We start from the raw sequence: 15,682 nt of genomic DNA, 5'->3' as shown, positions 1-15,682 counted from the left end.
CCAGTTACTCAGTCACCGCCTCCGCTACTGCAGCACCGCACCAACCCACGACCGCGACACCGGCCTCGAACCCTGACCACGGTGTCACTGCTGGATTCAGGGGCGGTAGCCGATCCACGTGCCCGCCCCGATGCCTACAGCCCCGATGCACGTGCCCAACAGCCGGTGCTTCCCACTCACAGCCATGTACAGCAGCACGTACCGCAACGTGTAATTCCAGCCGCGATCGACGATGCGCTCCAGGCGGCGCGGAGTGTGTTCGCACTTCATGGGGCCCATAGTGTCGAAATCAGGGCCAACGGTCGCCCCGGCCGAGGGTATCTACTAGCGGGTCGACGGGCATCTGCTGGCGGCATGTATACAAATACATTTATACTTGTGTAATGACCGCTAGTAGATACCCTGCGCCGAACTACCCGCTTGGTCAGGGCAGAGGATGAGAACCGGCCTCGGCCCGGTCCAGGAAGCGGTCGAGCAAGCCATGAAGAACGACCGCTGGCATCGGTCCCGACGGGAAAAGGCCCAGGCCGCCCGGCGTCGACGGCGTAAATTGCTCATCGAGCGTTCGGACGCCATCGGTGCAGCGCTGAAGCGGTACCGCAGCCTGGATCAGGGGCAGCAGCCGATAATCCGTTTGCGCACCAACTTCATCTGGCTTGACACACCCCGAGGGCCGCGTACCGCTGGAAGCGTCCTGGCTACGCGCCAAGGCGACGTGGACACCCGCCCTCCCAACACCAAGCTGATCCACCGTCCCGGCAACGCTCAACAGCTCTACCTCGGCGCGATCTACGCCGCACATCTCGAGTTCGAGCCCGGCGCGCACGTCGACAATCGACACCACAATGTGTTCGACCGTCCACTCGCGGACTCGTGGGCCATGCTGAACGCTCTCGGCGGAAGCGGCGTCGACACCCGCGAACTCAACCTGCGGGTGGTGCGCGCCCTGCGCACACTCCACGCCCACCGCCTGGTGAGCGTCGGACAGGCCGGCGCTGCCGGACGTTACGACGCCTTCACGCTCAACGACGAAGGCGCATCGGGGAAGCGGTACCGAGTGCCCGGGGTGTTGCCCGTCATTGAGCGTGACGATGTTGTCGTCATCGGTGGTGATGATGACGGATCGATGAGAACAGCCCCGCTCGGTGTTTTGAGCGGGGCTGTGGTGGTCTCGGTGACGGGATCGTCGCCGCGGTGATGCAGTGGTGGTCTCGGTGGTGGGAGTCTGGTTCAGTCTGAGGCTGTTTCGCTGATGGCGATGCGGGCAGCTTTCTCCCCGACGATGGAATGACCGGCAGCGAACGCGGCAGTCAGCGCGTGCAAGGCGAGGTTGTTGACCGCTCGTGGGTGTCCGCGTGAGGCGTTGTGAATCAGGGTGACGGCATCCTCGGCGAACAGGGTGTCGGAGCGGCCGGCGATCTTGGTGTGATGGCTGATGTAGTCGGCGGTGTCAGCTGGACTCATGCCGGGCAGGGTGTAGCGCACGGCGATGCGCTGATCCAACGCGGCAAGGACACCGAGGCGTAGCCGGTGCCGCAGGGTGGGTTGGCCGACCAGCACGACGGCGAACGGTGACCCGGAGTCCATGTCGTGATTGGTCAACAATCGGATCGCTTCGAGCTGATGGTTGTCGAGCAGATGGGCTTCATCGACGACGAGCACGGGGTTGCGGCCGCGTTCGGCGTGTTCAGCGGCCAGGGCGTCCGCGGCCTGGGGTGCGAGGCGGGCGGTGTGAAAGACCGGGGTGTGTCCGAGGGCGGCCACGATGTGGGTGAGCATGCCGCGGACTCCGATGGTGGGGTTGGCCAGGTAGATGATGACGTGCCGGGCGGGGTCCAGGGCGGTCGCGGCGGCGCGGATGGCCACGGTTTTGCCGGCGCCGACTTCACCGGTGATGACCCCGATCGCGCACTGATTGACACACCAGCCGATGCGGGCGATCGCTTCGCTGTGGCCGGGGTGGCGGTGCAGCATCGACGGAGCTAGATTCCGCCCGAACGGCATCCGGGAGAAACCCCAATGCGATTGCAGCCGTTCAATACTCATGCCGACACCCCATCTTCATGAGCAGCGTTGCCGGGGTCGAGGTCGGTGATGGAGAGCTGGCCAGGAATCTGAGCATGGTCGCCAGGGGCGTCGATAGTGCGGTCAGTGCGAGGGCCGTAGAGGGCGTGATAGCCGATACGTTCATCCTGGCGCAGCTGCTCATGATGGGCAGCGGCAGTCAACGCCAGATAGTCGATCCCCGTCACCGCCGGCGCAGGTCCTGAGTCAACGGTCTCGGGCCGGGCTTTCGGATGGGCATGGCGGGTGATGGTGTGAGCGATCGCGGCGCCGAAACTCTGATCCCGGTAGCGGACCTCGATCGTTTCCAGATCGAACGGGGAGAACACCAACTCCACCCGGCGCCCGGCCAGGGCCGGGTCGACCCGGTAGGTGTTGGAGTGCAGCGAGACCGTGGCGGTTTTGGTCACCGTGCGGAACTCCGACCACAAGAACGCCTCAGTCAAATCCGCAGCAGTCGGCAACGCCGGCAGCCCGCCGAGCCGATCCCAGCCGTCCTCCCACCGAGCCAGCGGCGGCGCTTCGGTCTCGGAGTGGGTGCGGCGGTGGTATTCGGTCTCGACCCAGGCCATGAACAGCCGGTTGAGCTCCAACAACGCCCCGCGGTGATCCACCCGGCCGCGGCGAGGTCCTCGCTGCTGGTGTCGGTGACCTCGACGAGGAACTGTTCACGCACGGTGCGGAAGAACCGTTCGATCTTGCCGCGGCCCTGCGGGCGACCGGGCGCGGAATGCACCAGCCGGATACCGAGTTTCGCGCACGCCCGCAGCAACCACGCATCCACGAACGCGGACCCGTTGTCGACATAGATCGAGGCGGGAACTCCGCGGGCGGCCAACGCCGGTTTCAACGCCGCCGCCAGGCGCACGGTGTCTTCGGCGAACCCGAAGCGGTGCCCGACCACCAGCCGAGAGTGGTCGTCGAGGAACGCGAACAGGTAGGTTTTGCGGTCCCCGACCCGCGGGCCGTGCAGGGCATCGCCGACCCACAGTTCATTCGGGTCGGGGGCTTCGAACCGGCCGAACACCTCACCTGCCGCGCCGGTGGCCGGGCCCATCAGTTCGCTGCGGTGGAAGTGGCGCAGCAGGGTCGATTCCGAGGGTGCCCACCCGGTCGCGGTGCGCAGGATCCGGGCCACCTGGGCGGCGGTGCGGGCCGGGTTCTCCCGTTTCAGCGAGGCGGCCAGCTCCAACACCTGCTCATCGGTGCGGGTGGCCAACCGCCGCGGCTCAGGGACCAGTGCCTCGAAGCCGCCAGCCCGGTAACGGCGGATCCAGCGATCCAAGGTCGCCCGCGCCACCTGCACCTGACTGCCGAACGGGTCGATATGGCGGCGCTCGGCGATCTCGCGGACCAGTCTGCCGCGCTGCTTGGTCGACAACCCCGCCTCCAGTGCAGGGCAGATCAACTGATAGCGGAACAACCCGATCGCGTGGGCCCGCTCCCGACGCTTGTGCTCTTCCAATGACACCGCAGTGTCCTCCTCGCATGCTCGGCGGCCCTGCCCGAAACCGTTGCCGGGCAGGTTCCTTGGCGAGGATCACCGATCACGGCGCGTCGCGTCAGGGGCAACTGGTGTTGCGTGCACCCCGCGTCATGCCGGTGACCAGTCCGGCGCCAGCAGCCGCCCGCCGCTGACCGCCACCATCACCAGGTGCGGCGTCACCACGCCCAGCACCCCCGCCGGGCCGAACCTCTGACCGATCGCCGCAGCGGCGGTGATTATCGCGGCCACCAGATCACGCCAGCCGCAGCCGACCTGCGGGACCGGCACGTCTATTCCGGTGCGCATCGCGACCTGGATGAACCACGCCCGCACTGACTCCACACGCCCGGCCACCCGGCGCAGCCATCCGCGCACCGTGGTCGCTGGCACCCTCAGATTCTCCGCGATTCGGCGATGCCCAAAGCCGTCGGCTCGCTGCACCAACGCATTCCAAATCGTCTGTGCGCCATACCCTCTACGCGCAAACATCATCACCGGCAGCAGCACATGCGTCACCAGACACGACCGGCAACGCCCCCGTCGCGGACGCACCGCGCCAGCTACGCCGCGGATGCGGCGGGGCCGGGCAAATCCCCAGCCGCCCAGCACACCGTCGGCGCAGGACGGGCACCCGATCTCGCCGGCAGCCAGCCGGGACTCGACGGAAACCAGATCAGCCTCTACCGTCACCACGAGTGCCTCCGTGCACTACAGCGCGGCACCCTGCGAGCCCGCCAAGACTTCAGCGGGGTGCCGCGCGACCCATCAGTACGTCCTCACCCTGACGGTGCACACCAACACCAGCAACCGCACGAGAATCCGGCGCCTCACATCAGCAACCTCAATGACGAATAACTACCCCGTGGTCGTCATGCTGAGAGACGGTCAACACCCGGGGAAGGCGCCGCCGACGTCATCAGCATCCCCGCGGGCTTCTTCCGCGCGGGCTGGCACCTCGTGCTCACCGCCGAGGAGCTGGCGACCCTCCTGATCATCATCGACGCCACCAAGAGATTCGGCGACATCCCTCGGCCTCCCGACGACGGAATTGGAATCGGCATTGCCGACAAGACGAAATGGGGCCACTACGGAATACGGCCCGAGGCCTACACCTCGGTGCACGAACTCAAGGAGTTCGGGCTGATCGACGTGCACGACCCGAACAACCGCCTCGGCGTCACGATCCCCAGCGACCCAACAAGCACATCCGATAGGCGAACCCTTCGCCTGATCTATCCAATCAAAGCGGAATTGGACTATCACGACAGCGCATTCGAGGTCGTCACCACATGCCTCGCCGACTCACCGCTCCCACCACGCATGAGCGACTGAACCGGAAAGAGACCGTGAGTGCAGCCGTTCGCACCACACCGGCTTTAGGAAGCCTTCCGGCCGCAGACTGGCCCGATACAAGAGGCACCGCAGAACCGGAAGATCAACCCGTGCCCGTACTGGATCGACCGGACGAACCGCCGCCCTGGCACTCTCAAGTTTTCCTGGATTTCATCCGGCACTCTCACGTTGTCGTGGATTTCCTGGCCTGATGCCGTCCACAACCTGTTGAGAGTGCGCCGGTCAGCGTTCCCCCGCACTCTCAGATATTTCCGGATCGGACATTTAATCCCGCCTGCCCGCAGGCAAAGTCGCGTCAATCGCTGCTGCGAACCGTTTGTCACCCCTCCAGTCGATTGACCCGGTACTCGGGCACCGGCCCCTGCGACGCAGAAACGGCTTTGATGCCGCCGCAAGCATCGGTCGAATGTCCGTGGGTCGGCCGTATAACTCTGACTGCTGGCCTGTTGCTGCGAGCCGTGCGCTCGGCTAGCGGTGCTCGCTCGACCCGCCGGCGGCTCCATATACGTCACAGTGACGATTTGGTGGAGGGCAGTGAGTGCGGGAATATCCCTGCGTTGCAGGGTCTTTGGTGGTTCGACGGCGCGATGATTCTGACCCGGTCACGTCACTTCCATCTGCCGAGCTCGATACTCGGGCTACCCAGGGCCGGACTCGCTTGTGTCACGGGTTGAGTCGCCCGACAGTCATCCCCCATGTTTCGTTGATGCGATTCGGCCGATCCGCACCCGTACTGCTGCGGCATTGCGTTGAACACATTTGTCACTGTGACGTATTGTAGTGCGGCAGTTGAGCTTTGATTTCGCCGCCCCACCTTTCCTGTGCGCTCCCCTAGGCTGTTGGCAACCGCCTATCCATAGGGTAGGCCTTCGGGTTAGCTCTGACGCTCGACTGTGGACGTGTTGTACAGCGCCCATTCAACGGTGCGATTCAGTAGTGCGGCAATCTCATCGGGAGCGAGCCCGCGGTCGGTGGCTAGCGTGTCGAAGCTCTCGAAGCTGGTGAGGATCCACAAGATGTGGGCGGCTTCTTCGACGGATATGCCGTCTCGCAGTAGATCCGCGTCGGCGAGACGCTGTGCCAGGTGCGCCGTGCCGCCGCGCCGGTCGCGCTGCATCCGGTCAACCGCCGCGCCGACTGAGCCTGGATCGAGTTTCGCCATGGAGAACAGGGCGCGATACACGTCCCGTTCGGCCGCGAACATGCGAGTTGCGGCCACGATCCCGCCGCGGACGTGTTCGCGTACGTCGGAATGTGCCACCGCTTCGGTCAGCGCGGCCAGGCCGCTGCGCGCCCACAGATCCTCTGCGAAGGCGTCAAGCAGCCCTGCCTTGGAGCCGAATGATCCGTAGATCGTGGACCGCGCGACGCCGGCGTTCCGGGCCACCTTGTCCAAGCTCAGCTGCCGGGTGGGATCCTCGGTCAGGTGGTCATGCACGGCCGCGAGGACGCGTCGGCGCGTTTCGTCGGCGGTTTCGGCGCGCAGGCGCTGCTCATACTTTCGGGTTGCCACGGGTTCCATCATCACTCATTTGGGTTGACAGGCTGTAGTGCCAAACCTCATAGTAGTTTCACACGACATCCTGTCGCTTGAAAATAAGGAACGATGGATTCCCTGGACGATTCGCCCAACCTGACCGCGGTCGCCATCCGATCGATAGAGGCGATGGCAGACGGCGACCTGGGTGACTTCGTTGCCGTTGTGCACCCGCAGGCGCAGAATCGGCAGGCAGCGGACGAACCCCTGGCCTGCCGAGGCCGCGGCCCCCTGGCGTTCTTGTCGACTGCGGTGTGGCTGCGCTCGGCCTACAGTGAGCTGGCCTGGATGGTGCACGACTCCGCCGCGAGCGAAGACCTCGTCGTCCTCCACACGTCGATGTCCGGCCGCCACACCGGTCCCTTCATCACCTACGACTCCGAGGGCAGACCGGCACAGGCGTTTCCGTCTACGGGTCGGCGCTTCTCGGTCACCCAGACCCACTGGTTCCGCTTTACCGACGGTCTGATCGTTGAGCATTGGGCCAACCGTGACGACCTTGGCCAGGCCCACCAACTCGGCTGGCTTCCACCGTCGCCTGCGTACCTGATCCGGATGGCGATCGCGACGCGACGGGCCCGTCGATCGCACCGCGCAGCCGTGGCACTGCAATGACGGCTACGACGGACCGGGTCGAAGTGCTCGTCATCGGCGGTGGCGGAGCAGGACTCGCGGCGGCGGCCGAGCTCGCCCGGCACGGGATCCAAACATTGGTCGTGGAGAAGCGGTCCGGACCTCCGGCACTCCCGCGCGCCACGGTGCTCAGTACGCGGAGTGTCGAGCTGATCCGCAGCTGGGGTCTGGCCGACGCGGTCGCCGTCGCATCCCATGACGCCGAGGTTCTGCTGTGGGAGTGCCCGACTCTGGCCGAGGCATCCGTCGGCACCGCGCATGCAGTGGGTTACCCGACCCGGGAACAGTCCGCGATGATCAGCCCGGTCGCGCCGTTGGTCGTCGCGCAAGACCAGGTCGAGCAGGTGCTCCGGCAGCATATCCGCGCTGCGCCGACTGTCGACCTCACCCTCGGCGCCGAGGTCATCGATTTCGCTGATCGACAGCACGACCTGCTGGTGAGCCTGTGTGACCCCGGCGGTGAAATCCGTTCGGTATCAACCCAGTACGTTTTCGCGGCCGACGGCGCCCACGGCGATGCCCGGCACCGCGTCGGCATCGGCGCCGACGTGCAGTCCAACGCTTACAGCGGGGTGCAAGTCGTCCTACGGGCGCCGTTGCAGGCGATCCTCGGCGACGCACGGTACGGGCTCTACTCCACGACGGCTGCACCTATACCAGGGCTCTTTCTGCCCGCCGGACGTCCCGACCGCTGGGTGTACGGACCAGGGCTGCCCCTCGACCACGCGGACCATCCGGGTGAGAACCAGCACAGACTCCTGGAGGCGATCCGCGGGGGTATCGGCGTCCGCGACATTCCGGTCACCGTCGAGCGCGTCGGCACTTTCAATGCACAAGCCCAGATTGCGCACCGATTCAGGTCGGGCCGCGTGGTCCTCATCGGCGATGCCGCGCACCGGGTGACACCCCGCGGCGGCAGGGGGCTGAACCTCGCAATACAGGGCGGCATGCACGCAGCCTGGAAAGTCGCGTGGGTGCTGCGAGGCTGGGCCCCAAGCGAATTCCTCGACACTTACGACACCGAACAGCGGATGGCGGCGCTGCACGATGTGACGCGGTCAGCCGACTCGAAGGGCAGTCGGCGGCCGACACTTCCGGAACTGCAGGCCGACCTGGGAGGGCGGCTTACCCACGCATGGCTGCCGGGTGATACCCCCGGATCCCCGACAAACCGTTCAACCCTCGACCTCGTCGGCACCGGATGGACGCTGATGACCGGACCCCGAGTCGGACCGTGGGCCCGGGTCGCCCAGGAGATCGGCGTGCGCAGCGCGCCGGTCACGGTGCAAACCCTCGACGCGATGACCGCGCGGACAATCGGCATCCGCGGCGCGGGCGCGATGCTGGTGCGCCCGGACGGCGTCCCGGTGGGGCAATGGTCGACCATCTCCCCTGGCTTTAGCGCCGTCGCGTCCGGCGGTTCCGCCTCCCCCTTTGCTGTAGTTGTCCCGAGGTGAAGTTCAACCAGGGCCCACTGCGCTTTGTCGCTGTGACAGAATATGCTGCAGCACAATCTCTCTCGTGCCGTGACCACGGATGGCCGACAATCGTCCACCTCGGTGGCGGGAAGCGCATTGTGATCAGGCGGCGGAAGCGCGACGGGATCTCGATCGTGACTGGTTGCCCCCGTCGCGGTGTCGGAGTAGCTTGATCACCAAGGTTGAGTCCACAGCCGTCGCCACAAAATCTCATGGGCGTGCTCCGGATTCCCTGTGTGTGCCCAGTTGCACGAATCGTCGTTTGGGGTCAGTGATGCCCATCTTGACCACTCCGCCGCGATCTGTCCCCGCGGCCACGGGAGCCCCCTGCACGGGTGGAGAACGACGCTGCGACGCCGACGTCAGGGCGACCATGCACTGGGGCCGGACGGGGGTTCTGGTCAGTGTCGCTGGTCGAATCAACGCTGCCAACGCCGACCGCTTCATCAGCCGCGTCCATTGTGCCGCGTGCGGTGACTGGCTGGTCGTGGACGTCACAGCCCTGGAATCTATTGACAATTCAGGCATTTCGGCACTGGATGCGATCAACATCCGATGCGAACGCATCGGTGTGCGCTGGGCATTGGTGGCAGGCGATGTGGTCCAACACGCGGTGCGGCATTGCGGTCTGCACACTGTGGTGCCGATCAGCGCGTCGCTCACCGAGGCGCTGGTATCAGTGCAGGGGCATCCCAGCCGGCAATGAATAAGCAAGCACCATGTGGCCGAACGTCAATGAGGACCGGCCGGACGACTATCACTCCGAATCAGCAGAGGATGAAACGTGCATGTAGGAGCTTTGACTGCGGCCGCGTTCGTTGCGATACCGATGTGGTGGGCCGTCGGCGCCGCACCAGTGGCGGCGCAGCCGTGTCCCGACGTCGAGGTGGTTTTCGCGCGCGGCACCGGCGAACCACCGGGCGTCGGTCCGACGGGCCAGGCATTCGTCGACGCGCTGCGCCAGCGCGTCGGCGACAGGTCTCTGGGCGTGTATCCCGTCAACTATCCGGCGACCGATCAGTGGACGACCGGGGTCGACGGTATTCGTGACGCGGGCGCCCATGTCACGTCCATGGCCGCTACCTGCCCCGACACCAAGATGGTGCTCGGGGGCTACTCGCAGGGTGCGGCGGTCATGGGTTTCACCACTTCGGCCGCGGTGCCGGACGGAGTTGATCCCGCCACCGTGCCCAAGCCGCTGGCACCGGACGTCGCCGAGCATGTCGCAGCGGTCGTGCTATACGCACCGCCGAACGTCCGCGCGATGAACTTCCTCGGCGAGCCCCCAATCGTGATCGGCCCGGAATATGAGGCAAAGACACTCAAGGTGTGTGCCCCTGAGGACGCGGTCTGCTCAGACGGGCTGAACTTCGCCGTCCACAACACCTATGCCTACGACGGGCTTATCACCCAGGGCGTCGACTTTGCTGCCAACCACCTCGGCCTGCCGGCCCCAGCCAACGCGTCGCCGGGCCAATGGGACCGCCAACCCTCGACACCGTGACCGGACGACCGTTCCGGCAATCGTGTTGTGCCAGAGTGATGTTTCGGCAGTGAGGCTGTTACTCGCGACGCTGCCCGGTGTCAGCCCTCAGGATGACCGTCGTATACGCGGATCTTGTATTCGGTGGTCTCGAGCGCGAGGGTGAGTTCCCGGATCTGTCGTTTGATCCGGTCACGTTGGTCGAGCATGATTCGCCGGCGTTCCGGGATCGTGCGCGGCCCTTGCTCCACGAGCGCGATGTACCGTTTGAGATCCTGCATCGTCATGCCGGACAACCGCATTCGGGTGAGAAAGACCAGGCGCCGTAGGTCGAACGCGGTGTACTCGCGGTACCCGGACGCATTGCGGGCCGGCCGCACCAGGCCCTGCTGTTCGTAGTAGCGCAGTGTATGCGTGGACAACCCGACCGCATCGGCAGCCTCGGCGACGCTCTTCGGCGCCGCCGAGGCGTCGATCGTGGTGTCGTCGAGCAACTCGTGGAGGGCGTCGATCACCGACGCGGTCGGCTCGCCGTCGGCGAGGATCCGTTCGATCAGCGCGTCGGTTGCCATGGTGGCAAGAGTAGGCCGGTCAGAACGCACGCACAGCCGGAGCCATGCCCGGGAAGTCGGCCGACTCGCTCACCACCGCCCACGTCTTTACGTCGTCGAGCGCGCGCTGGTAAACCCGCGTGAGGTTGCGGACCGCCTCGGCGCCCAGCGGCAACCGCAACGGTGCGTCGGCGGTGTCGATCATGTCGCGAATAACGTTGGCGGCGCGGTCCGGGTCGCCTTCCTGGATTCCGTCGGCGTCGGCCATGTTTGCCCGCACGCCACCGATCACCTCGTCGTAACGCGAGTCCTGTTTCGCGGTTTTCAGAACGTCGGACGCGTTGAACTCGGTGCGGAAGCGGCTGGGCTCGACGATCAACACGCGAATTCCGAACGGTGCCACCTCGCCGGCGAGGGCCTCGGACCAGCCTTCCAGCGCGAACTTGCCCGCCGAATAGCTGCCGACCGCAGGAAACGACATTCGTCCGCCCTGGCTGCTCATCTGCACGATCGCACCCGTGCCGTTCGCGCGCATGTGCGGCAGCACAGCGCGCACATAGGCAGCCGGTCCGAACAGATGTTGGTCGAGCATGTCCCGCAGCTCGCCGTCGGTGACCTCTTCGGCAGCGCCGACCTGACCGGCGCCGGCGTTGTTGACCAGCACGTCGATCTGTCCGAATGCATCGACGGCGCGCTGCACCACGGAGACTGCGGATGCCGTGTCCCGCACGTCATGGGCAACGGCCAGGAACCGGTCCCCGTGGCGAGCCGTCAGCCCGGCAAACCGCTCAATTCGCCGAGCGGTTCCGACCACCCGCTCCCCTGCCCGCAGCGCGGCCTCCGCCAGCGCCAGTCCCAGGCCCGCACTCGCACCGGTGATGATCCACGTTCTGTTCTCTGTTGCCATGACCGCGACGCTAGACGTTCGAGCGCGCTCGAAGGCAACAGGCAAACTCGGCACGCGCGCCGTTGACCGTTTCAGGAAGGCCAAGCCGGGAATTCCACGGTTATGAACACACCTAGGGCTGCGAAGGGGATGAAAACAGCTGCGGCACTGCCGGGCGCGGTCGCCCTCGTGGTCGCACTCGGGTTCGGCGGCGATGTGACGGCTTCGGCCAGCCCTGTCGGCGCACGGTTCGGCAATGAGCAGCAGTTCGTCGACACAGATGCGTCTGTGGCCGGCTACAACGTCATGGACCTGAAGCCCAGTGGCAGCAACGTGCTGAGTGTGCCGCTGACAGGCAATGTCCCGGTGACGGGCCAGCTGTGGTACGCGCCGATCGCGGTCACCGCCGTCCGTGGCTCGGTCATCCCCGAGATGCAATCGTTCAACGCTCGTACCCCAGACGGCCGGAATTACCGGATGCTGGACCAGACGCTCGCCCCTGACCTCGGCGTCTCCCCGATGGACGAAGGCCAGCGCACCGCAGGCAACATCTACTTCGACGTCACGGGGCCTCCTCCCACTGCGGTGGTGTACACCGACGGCGCGCAGGACCGCTTGACGTGGAGTGCCGAGCAGTAGCCGCTTGCGCCGTTGCGCACATTCGGCCAGGCGACACGGCAATTTTTGGTTGCACTGACTTCATAGCAGTGCTACAACAAATATGTGTCAACTGACATAGATCCCTAGGAGGGTGAAGGGTTAGGAGGTTGAGCTGATGTTGATGCGTACAGACCCGTTTCGCGAGCTCGATCGACTTACTCAGCAGGTTCTGGGAACCACGGCACGCCCGGCGGTCATGCCCATGGATGCCTGGCGCGAGGGCGAGAAGTTCATCGTCGAGTTCGACCTGCCCGGCGTCGACGAGGACTCCCTGGCTCTCGATGTCGAGCGCAATGTGCTGACGGTGCATGCCAAGCGTCCCGAGGTTGATCCTGACCGCGAGATGGTTTCGGCCGAGCGGCCGCGCGGCGTGTTCAGCCGGCAGCTGTTCCTCGGCGAGAACCTCGACACCGAACGGATCGAGGCCGCGTACCAGGGCGGCGTGCTGCGGCTGACCATTCCGGTCGCTCAAGCGGCCAAGCCGCGCCGTATCGAGATCTCCACCAATGGCGACAAGAAAGCGATCCGTCCGTAACCGGTTGTGACATCGGCATTCCGAGCAGGAAGGGGGTGTGACATGCGTGAAACGGCAGCCGGCCTTGTCGAGCCAATTGCTGTGATTGACGAGGCGGCGGCGATTGTGGAGGCCGAGTGGATGCGCCTCATCGGCGACGACGGCTCGTGCGGTCCGGCTGCTGCCGACCTACCCGCCGCACGGAGAGTGCCGCTGAGTTTGCGCGTGCTCACCAGAGAATGGCGCATGCAGCGACCGGGAAGGGCGGTCGAGAGCCGGCGGTGTCCGCCGGCTCGTCGGCGCGCCACACGGGTGTGGCCCACTCAGCGCTCTCCCCCGGTGCGGCAGAGGTCGCCGAGAGCGGTAGTGAAACACGGTGTGACACATGGGAGGTGATGCACGAGCAGCCAACCTACGGGCGACGGATGGCAGCATCCACGTTAGTGCATGAACTGATGTGGCTACGGCCGACGACGTGTCGGTCGGCGCATACCGCCGCCACAGGCGGCATCGACTGTGGATGACGTGTCCTGTTGCCCGCGGCTGGGGGTCGGCGTGCACGTCCGCTACTCGACCCCCTCTCACTCGCATCGGCGGGGCGTGGGGTTTGGTGGTTGGCTGCCACGCCCCGCCGATATGCCAGGACGGCCCTGACAGATCGTGGGGTGGGGGCCGTCCGGCCCGCGGTGGCTTCCGGATCTGTCCTGTCTGGAAGCCACCGCTCAATTCGTCTACCGGAGGTGTCCGATGGCGTCGGAAAACAGTGATCCGTATCGGGTGCTGGGTGTGCCGCCCACGGCCACCAGCGGCCAGATCGCCCATGCCTATCGCACGCTGTTGCGTGCACTGCACCCCGATACCGGCACTGATGATCCTGCCGACGTGACGCGACTGGCCGCGGTTGTCGCGGCGTATGCGGCGCTACGCGGTCGAACCGACCGTGCGGGGTGCGAGATCCGAACACCTGCCCCCGAACGGCGGCCGACACCGAGTGCCGCCTCGCCAGTACACATCCCGATCCGATACGGCGGTACTGCCGACAGCCCATACGGCCCTCGGGATCCGTCCCTACGGGCCGGGCCGGCCACGGTGACGCGTCCAAGCCGGCGAAGCCAATGATGGCGATCAGGCCACGATCTGGGTCTGCTGATAGAGAGCCAACTTCCAGCCGTCGCCGGTGAGGTGATAGATGCTCGACATCACACCGACGAACGCCGTATCCGTGCCATCGCGGTGTGCCTTCGCGGTGTAGACGAGACCTGCGTTGGCGTCGTCGAACTGCACCAGCCGTGCGTCGTAGATGTCATATGTGCGCCACGGCGGAGACTCGGCCAATGCCGCAGTCACCGTGTCGCGGTCCATCACCATGCCGTTGGCGAGCACCATCACCGCGTCGGGAAGCATCGTCGCGCCGTAGAAGTCCGAGCCCTTCCCGGCACACAACGAATCCCATCCCGCCCGTTCCAGGTCGATTAGCGCATCAAAGACTGAGTTGCCGGTCACGCGGCACGAGTACCCACTTTCCGGCTCCTGCGACACAACTGTGCGACGGCTGGGCCGCTGCCGACCGTGTTCAGTCCGTCAGCAGCCCGTCGACGAGGCAGCTGCATCCAGCCGACCTCGTGTGAACGTCGGTGCAATGCCGGGCGACGCAGTCGAGCAGGTCGACATCGCCGAGCGGCAGTGTGGCCAACAGGGTTCGGTGTGTGTGCATGACGTCGAGGTCGAACACCGCGTCGATGAGGCGGCGACGTAGCCGCGGGGAGGGATCCCCGAGGGCGACGTCGATACTGAGCTCTACCGTCGAACACCCGGGCCGAACGTCGGCGTACGCGATGTGGCGCGGGCCGGCGTCGATGCTGAGGTGGTATGCGTTGTGGTCGTCGTCGACCTGGGTCGTGAGGGAATACCGGTCAGAATCTGTCAGGATCGCGTTCATCGCTTCTCCCGTGTGCCTGGTGATGTTGAGCATCGGCGGCGGTGACACCGATGAGGTCTCCGGCAAAAGCACGAAACCGGCTCAACAGATACCGTCCCACTTTTCGATGCCGATGAGAAGTCCCGATCTGGGCGGAACTTTCACGCGCGTGACGATCGCCGCGGGCGGGATGGCCCACCCTGCCGCGGCTGCTCTGCCTCGAGCGCGGCGTTGCGTAGTTCGAGCTCGGCATTGTCCGACTCGAGCCGGCTGTTCTTGTCTTGCAGATCCAGGATCTGCACGATGCCGGCGAGGTTGATGCCCTGCTCGACCAGTTCGGTGATCCGGCGCAATTGCTCGATGTCGTCGTCACTGTAGCGGCGGGTTCCACCGGCGGTACGCGATGGATTCACCAGACCCCAGCGCTCATACAGACGCAGCGTCTGCGGCCCGATGCCCGATAGCTCTGCGGCCACCGAGATGCCGTAGACGCCGCGTGCCGACCGCGCCGCCTCCTGCTTCTCGGTCACACCGTTGCTCCGTCCTCGACCGCCTCTGGAATCGCCTCCGGCAAGTCTGCCACCCCCGCTACGGGCGAGCCTATGCCTACAGACAGAGATTTTGCCACGCTGCGAACCGCGAAATGTGATGCGGTCTCCGTCAGATCTGCCATCGGGATGTCACATTGCATCGCGCCGTGTCGTCACGTGTGTACAACACCAAGGAAGGTCGTCCAATGTACGCGTCGTACGTCATCCTCACCCTGTTCACCGCGGTAGGAGCCGGTGTGGGCTGCTGGATGAACTATGTCCGCCATCCGATCCCCGTCGCAGCTGCGAAGGCGGTCCAGGTACCCCAGTCCTGGACGACACCGCTGGGCACTGTGCTGGGCGTGGGTGCGCTCGGGCTGCTCGCCGGCATCTTCATCCCCGTCCGAGGGATTGCGGCATCGACCGGCCTGGTGCTGTATTTCGTCGGCGCCATCATCGCGCACCTGCGCGTTCGCGACTACGCGCTCGGTCCGGCTGCGGCCTTTCTCATGTTGACCTCCGCGACTTTGGCCGTGACGCTCGCCTACCGCCTCGGCTGAAAGGCCAGCCGCGTTCGAAGGGGCCACGG

19 protein-coding genes and 1 pseudogene are annotated in these 15,682 nt (G+C 65.7%); 10 read left to right on the top strand and 10 right to left on the bottom strand.

Features of this window, described 5'->3' with window-relative positions:
- Nucleotides 1-96: 96 nt before the first annotated feature.
- On the bottom strand, nt 97-270 hold the full coding sequence (locus G6N67_RS31490; protein WP_163642359.1) for a hypothetical protein: 174 nt from the start codon (nt 268-270) through the stop codon (nt 97-99).
- A 166-nt stretch (nt 271-436) separates the two neighbouring features.
- Here G6N67_RS31490 and G6N67_RS31485 point away from each other — a divergent pair, with 166 nt between their 5' ends.
- Entirely contained in the window at nt 437-1,198 is a 762-nt protein-coding gene (locus G6N67_RS31485) for a hypothetical protein (RefSeq protein WP_163642357.1), read from the top strand.
- 32 nt (nt 1,199-1,230) lie between these two features.
- Here the strand turns inward: G6N67_RS31485 and G6N67_RS31480 are convergent, their stop codons facing one another.
- The 3 genes and pseudogenes from G6N67_RS31480 to G6N67_RS31470 form a co-directional block, all read right to left on the bottom strand.
- Entirely contained in the window at nt 1,231-2,046 is an 816-nt protein-coding gene (locus G6N67_RS31480) for an ExeA family protein (RefSeq protein WP_016343888.1), read from the bottom strand.
- Nucleotides 2,043-3,535, bottom strand: a pseudogene (locus tag G6N67_RS31475) (DDE-type integrase/transposase/recombinase). Before G6N67_RS31475 ends, G6N67_RS31480 begins: the two are co-directional and overlap by 4 nt.
- 123 nt (nt 3,536-3,658) lie before the next feature.
- Nucleotides 3,659-4,243 (bottom strand): helix-turn-helix domain-containing protein, encoded by a 585-nt coding sequence (locus G6N67_RS31470; protein WP_163642355.1) that lies wholly within the window; start codon nt 4,241-4,243, stop codon nt 3,659-3,661.
- A 264-nt stretch (nt 4,244-4,507) separates the two neighbouring features.
- Between G6N67_RS31470 and G6N67_RS31465 the strand changes: the two genes are divergently transcribed.
- A complete protein-coding gene (locus tag G6N67_RS31465) occupies nt 4,508-4,882 on the top strand; it encodes a hypothetical protein (RefSeq protein ID WP_036442108.1) in 375 nt (124 codons plus the stop codon).
- Between the two features lie 895 nt (nt 4,883-5,777).
- On the opposite strand, the gene G6N67_RS31460 is transcribed toward G6N67_RS31465, so the two are convergent.
- Nucleotides 5,778-6,416: a TetR/AcrR family transcriptional regulator gene (locus G6N67_RS31460; protein WP_036442366.1), complete on the bottom strand. Its 639-nt coding sequence runs from the start codon at nt 6,414-6,416 to the stop codon at nt 5,778-5,780.
- A gap of 93 nt (nt 6,417-6,509) precedes the next feature.
- Here G6N67_RS31460 and G6N67_RS31455 point away from each other — a divergent pair, with 93 nt between their 5' ends.
- The 4 genes from G6N67_RS31455 to G6N67_RS31440 all read left to right on the top strand — a co-directional run bounded on the left by G6N67_RS31455 (nt 6,510) and on the right by G6N67_RS31440 (nt 10,055).
- The gene (locus G6N67_RS31455; RefSeq protein WP_036442106.1) at nt 6,510-7,055 is read left to right on the top strand and encodes an ester cyclase; all 546 of its coding nucleotides are present in this window, start codon (nt 6,510-6,512) and stop codon (nt 7,053-7,055) included.
- Nucleotides 7,052-8,530: an FAD-dependent monooxygenase gene (locus G6N67_RS31450; RefSeq protein ID WP_036442104.1), complete on the top strand. Its 1,479-nt coding sequence runs from the start codon at nt 7,052-7,054 to the stop codon at nt 8,528-8,530. The genes G6N67_RS31455 and G6N67_RS31450 overlap by 4 nt, the downstream gene beginning before the upstream one ends.
- 295 nt (nt 8,531-8,825) lie before the next feature.
- Nucleotides 8,826-9,257 carry an STAS domain-containing protein gene (locus G6N67_RS31445; protein WP_163642353.1) on the top strand — a complete coding sequence of 144 codons (432 nt, stop codon included), beginning with the start codon at nt 8,826-8,828 and terminating at the stop codon, nt 9,255-9,257.
- A gap of 123 nt (nt 9,258-9,380) precedes the next feature.
- Complete coding sequence (locus G6N67_RS31440; protein WP_036442102.1) at nt 9,381-10,055, top strand: cutinase family protein; 675 nt, start codon at nt 9,381-9,383, stop codon at nt 10,053-10,055.
- Nucleotides 10,056-10,135: 80 nt separating this feature from the next.
- Here the strand turns inward: G6N67_RS31440 and G6N67_RS31435 are convergent, their stop codons facing one another.
- Together G6N67_RS31435 and G6N67_RS31430 are read right to left on the bottom strand one after the other, a co-directional pair.
- Nucleotides 10,136-10,606 (bottom strand): MerR family transcriptional regulator, encoded by a 471-nt coding sequence (locus tag G6N67_RS31435; protein WP_036442100.1) that lies wholly within the window; start codon nt 10,604-10,606, stop codon nt 10,136-10,138.
- Between the two features lie 19 nt (nt 10,607-10,625).
- Nucleotides 10,626-11,492 carry an SDR family NAD(P)-dependent oxidoreductase gene (locus G6N67_RS31430; protein ID WP_036442097.1) on the bottom strand — a complete coding sequence of 289 codons (867 nt, stop codon included), beginning with the start codon at nt 11,490-11,492 and terminating at the stop codon, nt 10,626-10,628.
- A 129-nt stretch (nt 11,493-11,621) separates the two neighbouring features.
- Here G6N67_RS31430 and G6N67_RS31425 point away from each other — a divergent pair, with 129 nt between their 5' ends.
- The 3 genes from G6N67_RS31425 (at nt 11,622) to G6N67_RS31415 (ending at nt 13,764) form a co-directional block, all read left to right on the top strand.
- Complete coding sequence (locus tag G6N67_RS31425) at nt 11,622-12,110, top strand: DUF1942 domain-containing protein (protein WP_051579276.1); 489 nt, start codon at nt 11,622-11,624, stop codon at nt 12,108-12,110.
- A gap of 136 nt (nt 12,111-12,246) precedes the next feature.
- Nucleotides 12,247-12,666: an Hsp20/alpha crystallin family protein gene (locus tag G6N67_RS31420; RefSeq protein ID WP_036442095.1), complete on the top strand. Its 420-nt coding sequence runs from the start codon at nt 12,247-12,249 to the stop codon at nt 12,664-12,666.
- Nucleotides 12,667-13,392: 726 nt separating this feature from the next.
- On the top strand, nt 13,393-13,764 hold the full coding sequence (locus G6N67_RS31415; protein WP_073912021.1) for a J domain-containing protein: 372 nt from the start codon (nt 13,393-13,395) through the stop codon (nt 13,762-13,764).
- 6 nt (nt 13,765-13,770) lie between these two features.
- Here the strand turns inward: G6N67_RS31415 and G6N67_RS31410 are convergent, their stop codons facing one another.
- From G6N67_RS31410 to G6N67_RS31400, 3 genes are all read right to left on the bottom strand, one after another.
- Nucleotides 13,771-14,148 carry a nuclear transport factor 2 family protein gene (locus G6N67_RS31410; protein WP_036442359.1) on the bottom strand — a complete coding sequence of 126 codons (378 nt, stop codon included), beginning with the start codon at nt 14,146-14,148 and terminating at the stop codon, nt 13,771-13,773.
- A gap of 70 nt (nt 14,149-14,218) precedes the next feature.
- Nucleotides 14,219-14,656 (bottom strand): hypothetical protein, encoded by a 438-nt coding sequence (locus tag G6N67_RS31405; protein ID WP_131524859.1) that lies wholly within the window; start codon nt 14,654-14,656, stop codon nt 14,219-14,221.
- A gap of 68 nt (nt 14,657-14,724) precedes the next feature.
- A complete protein-coding gene (locus G6N67_RS31400) occupies nt 14,725-15,093 on the bottom strand; it encodes a heat shock protein transcriptional repressor HspR (RefSeq protein WP_036442091.1) in 369 nt (122 codons plus the stop codon).
- Nucleotides 15,094-15,260: 167 nt separating this feature from the next.
- Between G6N67_RS31400 and G6N67_RS31395 the strand changes: the two genes are divergently transcribed.
- Entirely contained in the window at nt 15,261-15,653 is a 393-nt protein-coding gene (locus G6N67_RS31395; protein WP_230021756.1) for a DoxX family protein, read from the top strand.
- Nucleotides 15,654-15,682: the final 29 nt, after the last annotated feature.

The organism is Mycolicibacterium mageritense (genome assembly GCF_010727475.1).
GTDB classification, from domain to species: domain Bacteria; phylum Actinomycetota; class Actinomycetes; order Mycobacteriales; family Mycobacteriaceae; genus Mycobacterium; species Mycobacterium mageritense.
This window is presented reverse-complemented; position numbering and strand designations above follow the sequence as displayed.